Origin of the sequence: Microcystis sp. M179S2, assembly GCF_020245805.1 — a bacterium.
In the GTDB taxonomy this organism is placed as follows: Bacteria; Cyanobacteriota; Cyanobacteriia; order Cyanobacteriales; family Microcystaceae; genus Microcystis; species Microcystis aeruginosa.
The window spans coordinates 1-5,166 of the sequence record NZ_JADBUE010000375.1 but is presented as its reverse complement, the minus strand read 5'-3'; the positions used below and the strand labels follow the sequence as shown (position 1 = coordinate 5,166).

General features: G+C 43.7%; 6 protein-coding genes. 2 read left to right on the top strand and 4 right to left on the bottom strand.

The window, feature by feature from the left end; genetic code table 11:
* Positions 1–439 precede the first annotated feature (439 nt).
* Complete coding sequence (locus IM500_RS23355) at positions 440–1,165, bottom strand: Uma2 family endonuclease (protein WP_190718853.1); 726 nt, start codon at positions 1,163–1,165, stop codon at positions 440–442.
* Between the two features lie 739 nt (positions 1,166–1,904).
* Positions 1,905–2,144 (bottom strand): hypothetical protein, encoded by a 240-nt coding sequence (locus IM500_RS23350; RefSeq protein ID WP_190718851.1) that lies wholly within the window; start codon positions 2,142–2,144, stop codon positions 1,905–1,907.
* An 8-nt stretch (positions 2,145–2,152) separates the two neighbouring features.
* Between IM500_RS23350 and IM500_RS23345 the strand changes: the two genes are divergently transcribed.
* Positions 2,153–2,419, top strand: a complete 267-nt coding sequence (locus IM500_RS23345; protein WP_008204472.1) for a glutaredoxin family protein — start codon at positions 2,153–2,155, stop codon at positions 2,417–2,419.
* A gap of 3 nt (positions 2,420–2,422) precedes the next feature.
* Here the strand turns inward: IM500_RS23345 and IM500_RS23340 are convergent, their stop codons facing one another.
* The gene (locus IM500_RS23340) at positions 2,423–3,604 is read right to left on the bottom strand and encodes a serine hydrolase (RefSeq protein WP_190718848.1); all 1,182 of its coding nucleotides are present in this window, start codon (positions 3,602–3,604) and stop codon (positions 2,423–2,425) included.
* A 27-nt stretch (positions 3,605–3,631) separates the two neighbouring features.
* Positions 3,632–4,432: an RNA methyltransferase gene (locus IM500_RS23335; RefSeq protein WP_190718845.1), complete on the bottom strand. Its 801-nt coding sequence runs from the start codon at positions 4,430–4,432 to the stop codon at positions 3,632–3,634.
* Positions 4,433–4,468: 36 nt separating this feature from the next.
* Between IM500_RS23335 and IM500_RS23330 the strand changes: the two genes are divergently transcribed.
* On the top strand, positions 4,469–4,624 hold the full coding sequence (locus IM500_RS23330; RefSeq protein ID WP_190718840.1) for a DUF2256 domain-containing protein: 156 nt from the start codon (positions 4,469–4,471) through the stop codon (positions 4,622–4,624).
* The last annotated feature ends 542 nt before the right edge of the window (positions 4,625–5,166 follow it).

The following is a 5,166-nucleotide window of genomic DNA, read 5'->3' as shown; positions in this document are numbered from 1 at the left end:
TAGGGTTTGCGGCAAAAAGTTTGTTGGTGGGGTTAGGAGTCGGTCGTCGGTCGTCGGTCGTCAGTAGCCGGTCGTTTCAGGCTTTGTTGCCCTCTCTTTTTGTACCAATTTATGTACGACAAGAGGGATAATGCCAGGTTTTTGAGGGTCCCAATCCGATTTTCGCAGCATGAACATCGGATTTTAACAGGTCAAAAGCCTTATTTTAAAGGGGTTTTACCATTATTCAGCCAGCCCTAATTATATTTGAAGATTGTTGTTCTCGGTCATTATTATAACATCAGTGCGGGTTAAGCAGATTTTGCCATGATTTCTAGGTAAGAATAGGGCTAACCAACTAGGCGAGAATCAGAGTTTCGGATTCCTCGTCTTATTTTATGCCTAGCAATTAAGGAAAAATTGCGCCCTGGTTTCTACCCTAACACACCCAACCGGATATTTAAGCAATTTCATCGGGATTAATGCCCAATTCTCGCAGCTTTTGGGCTAATTTTTCCGCCCGTTGCTGTTCTCTTTCTTTGGCTAATCTTTCCTGTTCTTTGGCTAATCTTTCCCTTTCTTTGGCTAATCTTTCCTGTTGGGCCGACTCTTGAGGGGTGGGAACCAATTCACCCGATTCGGTGAAATAGCGCAATTTATTGGCAAAAATCCCTAAATATAATCCTAGTTGCTTACTCAATAAATAACCGTTTTCATTGGGGGTAATCGGTTGGTATTGTCCCTCAATTAAAGTGAATCCTTGCCATTCTAAAGTATTAGGATCAAACCCAAAATACTCAGGAGTCCGGAAAGTATGCTGATATAGTTCCTTTTTGGCTTTTTTGTCCACATTAGCGGTGGAATCGGAGAGAATTTCGATGATTAGATTGGGATATTTACCCCCTTCTCCCCAGACGACCCAACTTTTCCTGGGACGTTTCTCTGTATCTAAAACCACGAAGAAATCTGGTCCACAAAAATCTCGCTGTTTCAGTTGTCTTTCGTTATAATAAATAGTCAAATTGCCCGAGGCATAGTAATCGTTTCTATCTTGCCAGAGCCAATCAAGACAAGATAATAATAAAATAATTTGTTGTAAATGCAGATCACTTTCCAAGGGTGGTTCATCACTCCATAAATCGGTGGGAGGACAGACAATATCGGTAGCAATATCTAGGGTTGTCATCGTTTATAAACCCATTGAGTCAATTTTGGGTGATTCTAGCAACAAGCGACAATCAATACAATTATATTATAAGTTTGATCGTTTTGCTTGGGGTGCATCTCATTTTTGTAAATCTACTAATTTGGGATTTTTAAGGGGAAACTTTCTCCTAAAATTGGGCGTTACTTTCGGTTTTATCACTCAATCCAAGCTTTTGGGGGGTTCTACCCCCCAAACCCCTATGGGGGCGTGGTGCCGCCCCCAAACCCCGGAGCGCATTAGTTTTTCGGTGGGATGCTTACACGCGATTGTTCATATTTTTGTACCAATTTAAGAGTCACTGATAATTGCTAATTGTCGGTATTTCTGCAAATATGAGATGCACTCCTTAATCTTCCGCTCGGTCTTAGGGAGATTTTTGTCAAGTCTGAACTCGAATTATGCTAAATCCGTTGAGTAACGCACAGAAAACGGGTTTCTCCGAGAAACCCGTTTTCTACTGATGCACTCATGCAAAAAGGGGAATATAGCGTTTTTCAGTCTGCTGAGGTACAAAAGTTATGGGTTTTAGGCAAAAGGCAACAGGCAAAAGGCAAAAGGGAAGAAAATAGGTGTACCTCACTAGCTTAGGAAACGCTATAAATAATCAGTCTTTAATAACCAGATTTAGTATTACTTAACAATTCGGTGAAGGTGAATCAACGAGAGCCGTTAATCTTTATTAAGGAGGGTTTGCCCTCAATCCCCTTGGTTGAAGGACTTATAAAAACCAGAAGAAAGCAATTAAAATAACGGTGAGAGTTGCGGCAAAAATGAGAGCGTATTCGATTTTCTTATTGATAATACCAATAACCATGACTAGGGTAATTGCCAGAAGAAACACACCGATATAGACTAGATCTTGAGTACCTGAATTAACTAAATTATTATTTAAAGTCGTTGTGGGTGTGGGAGTTTGTAGAATTGTTGATGAGAGACTAATCGTGGAGGTAATGAACATAAATATTTATGACTACCATAGAACTAATTTTATACAGTAAACCGGACTGTCATCTTTGCGAAGGGTTGCTAGAGAAACTAGAAAAAATCCGTCAACCGGACTGGCAGTTAGAAATTAGGGACATTACCAGTCGAGAGGATTGGTTTAACGCTTATCAGTACGAAATCCCCGTCCTCTGTCAAAAACTAGCCACGGGGGAAAAAATCCTCCCTCGTCTTTCCCCCCGGGCAAATGCCGAACAATTGGCCCGTCTTTTAGCCAATAATTTAACCTAGGGGCTAATTACCCGGACTAGGAATAACGACCGGACTAGGAGAGGGAGAAGACTGGGCGACCGGTTGCGGTTTGGCTGCGGGTTTAGATTGATACCATTTAAAGTGTTGGTAGGCCGTGCGTGATATTTGTTGAATCAGAGTCCTAGCGTTACTATCATTGTGGGGACGTTTCACCATCACTGCTCCTAGATAGCGTTTGCCGTTGGGCATATCAATAATCCCCGCATCCGCTAACATCGAGCCAATATCACCGGTTTTATGGGCAATATCGGCGGATTTCTCGATACCTTGCGGCAGCAGGGTGCGAGTGCGCGTTTCCTGCATAATATTTAATAGACGATCGCGGGAACGTAAACTGAGTAATTCCCCTTGATTAACTTTTCCTAAGATTGTCACCAAATCTCTCGGACTTGTGGTATTGGTTCCTTCCAAATCAGGTAAAGCGTTATTAATTACCGTACTGGTCAAACCCCAAGCTTGAAAACGCTGATTAAGAGCCTCTTTGCCGCCCATGCGCTTAATTAACATATTAGTAGCGGTATTATCGCTAATTACGTTCATTTTAGTGGCGGTTTCTAGGGCAGTATAGGTTTTATTCACTCCTAGATACTGCATATCCCCGGACCCACTGGCCATGACATCCTTAGTGGCCACAAGGGGTTCATCGAGACGAATTTTTCCCGCATCCACATCCTCAAAAAAGGCCACCAGAATCGGGATTTTAATCGTACTAGCGGCGGCAAAAATAGTATCTCCGCGAAAATTAGCGTAAGCACCGTTATCGAGGTCAATAAATAAAGCTCCCGCCTGTAATTTCGGATATTTGACCGCTAAAGCCTGTAATTTCTGGTTGAGGCTGCTGAGATTTTCGTTGAAAACTAACGTGGTCGGTTTTGGGGTGACGGGTTTGGGAGTCGGGGAATTAGTAGCGGTGGGTTTTGGGTGTAGAGGTAATTTGCTCGGATCCACCACGGTTAAAACCGTACCAGCGATCGCACCTAAACCGACACCAAGGATAGAGAAGCGAAGAACCTGAAGGAGAAAAGAGGCGATTAGGTTAGTTTTACGCTGTTTTTTTGCCCTTTTAACCGGTAAAGACTTTTTTTTGTTGTTTGAGTCCATGGCCCTAGGGGACCCAGGGCCGGATTGGACTTTAGTGGGACGACGAGTTACTTGACGAGTCACGGTTTTCCTCAAGGGTATCCAGATTTATTATCGATCGCTAGGAGAATTTTTTTTCTTGCCCTTGAGACTATCAAGACCGAGAAAAAGTTGCCCGATACTTTCAATATGACCGATAATGCCCCGCAGCAGAGCTAATTCCTCCACCGTGGGCCGGGCCCGATGATAAAATTGCCGGAATTTCTCCATCCTAGCGGCGGCGGTGTGGGGGTAAAGATAGCCAATTTTGAGCAAAAAGCTCTCTAAGTGCTGATAATAGCCTTCTAGAGCCTCAAAAGTGGCATTAGGGAGCGTTTCTAACGGGGGTTCGAGCCTATTTTCCCTGGCCATTTGGTACAGTTCGTAGGAGCAAACCGCCACCGCTTGGGCGAGATTGAGGGAGGAATATTGAGGATTAGCGGGAATACCGACAAAACGCTGGGCGTGGTTCAGTTCGCTGTTACTTAAACCCCGGTCTTCTGGCCCGAAAATTAGGGCCGATTCCAGGTTAGGGGTGAGTAACCAGGGTAGGGCAGCCCGGGGTGTTTCGAGGGGAGTATTCAGGTGACGGGGTTTCGAGGTGGTGGCAATGATGCGATGACATCCCTGCAAAGCTTCCCCCAGGGTGGCTACCTGTGAACAGTTTTCTAGGACTTCAATTCCGTGTACTGCCATGCGTCGCGCTTCTTCTGCAAGGATATCACAGGCAGGATTGACGATAATTAAGCGACTTAAGCCCATATTCCGCATAATTCTGGCAGTGGAACCCACATTTAAGGCTCCGGCTGGTTCAACTAAAATAATTCTCAGGCGATCGAGTGGGGAACTCTGATTATTTTCATCTACACTCATAGATAAGGCGCAGTTTTTGACTTTTTAAGTTTAATCATGGCACGTCAGGTCTCGAAGTCCGATCTTCCCAGTAAAATTTGTCCCGTTTGCGGTTTATCCTTTACTTGGCGCAAAAAGTGGCAAAACTGTTGGCATGAGGTCAAATACTGTTCAGAACGCTGTCGTCGTCGCAAGTCCTCAGTGAATCAGTAGCTCTCCTGCAAACAGCAAAAATCTTCCCTGAGGTGAGGAGACGGTCGACAGGAGACGGTCGACAGGAGACAGCTTATCAGGGATCAGATTTGAGTTTTTAGTTCACTGTTTACTAATCCGGTGAAAAAGCGTTCGACTGAGGGCTGACGGTTTAGATGGATAATTAATTAAACCTCTTGCATAATTAATTTTTCATGGTTCAAAAACGGCAAAAATAAGGATTAAATGCCATAAAATCTGTCAATAGACCATTTAATTGATTATGATTCATTCTTAATTCTCCTGACTACTGACTACTGGCTACTGACTCCTAACCCTAACAACGATTTTTGATTTCTGCAAGAGGTCTATTGTTTTAGGTACTCTATTAGCTTTTAATTTTACGGCTAATTTAGTAAGCTGATACCCCAAAGAAAAAATAGATCGCTATCGGAGCGATCGATTGTTTGGGACTGACAACGACTGGCGAACACCAACGGCGCAATTAACGGCAGGCGCACGAGACCACCGGGAAAACTAATCATCCTTAGAAGAAGATGACC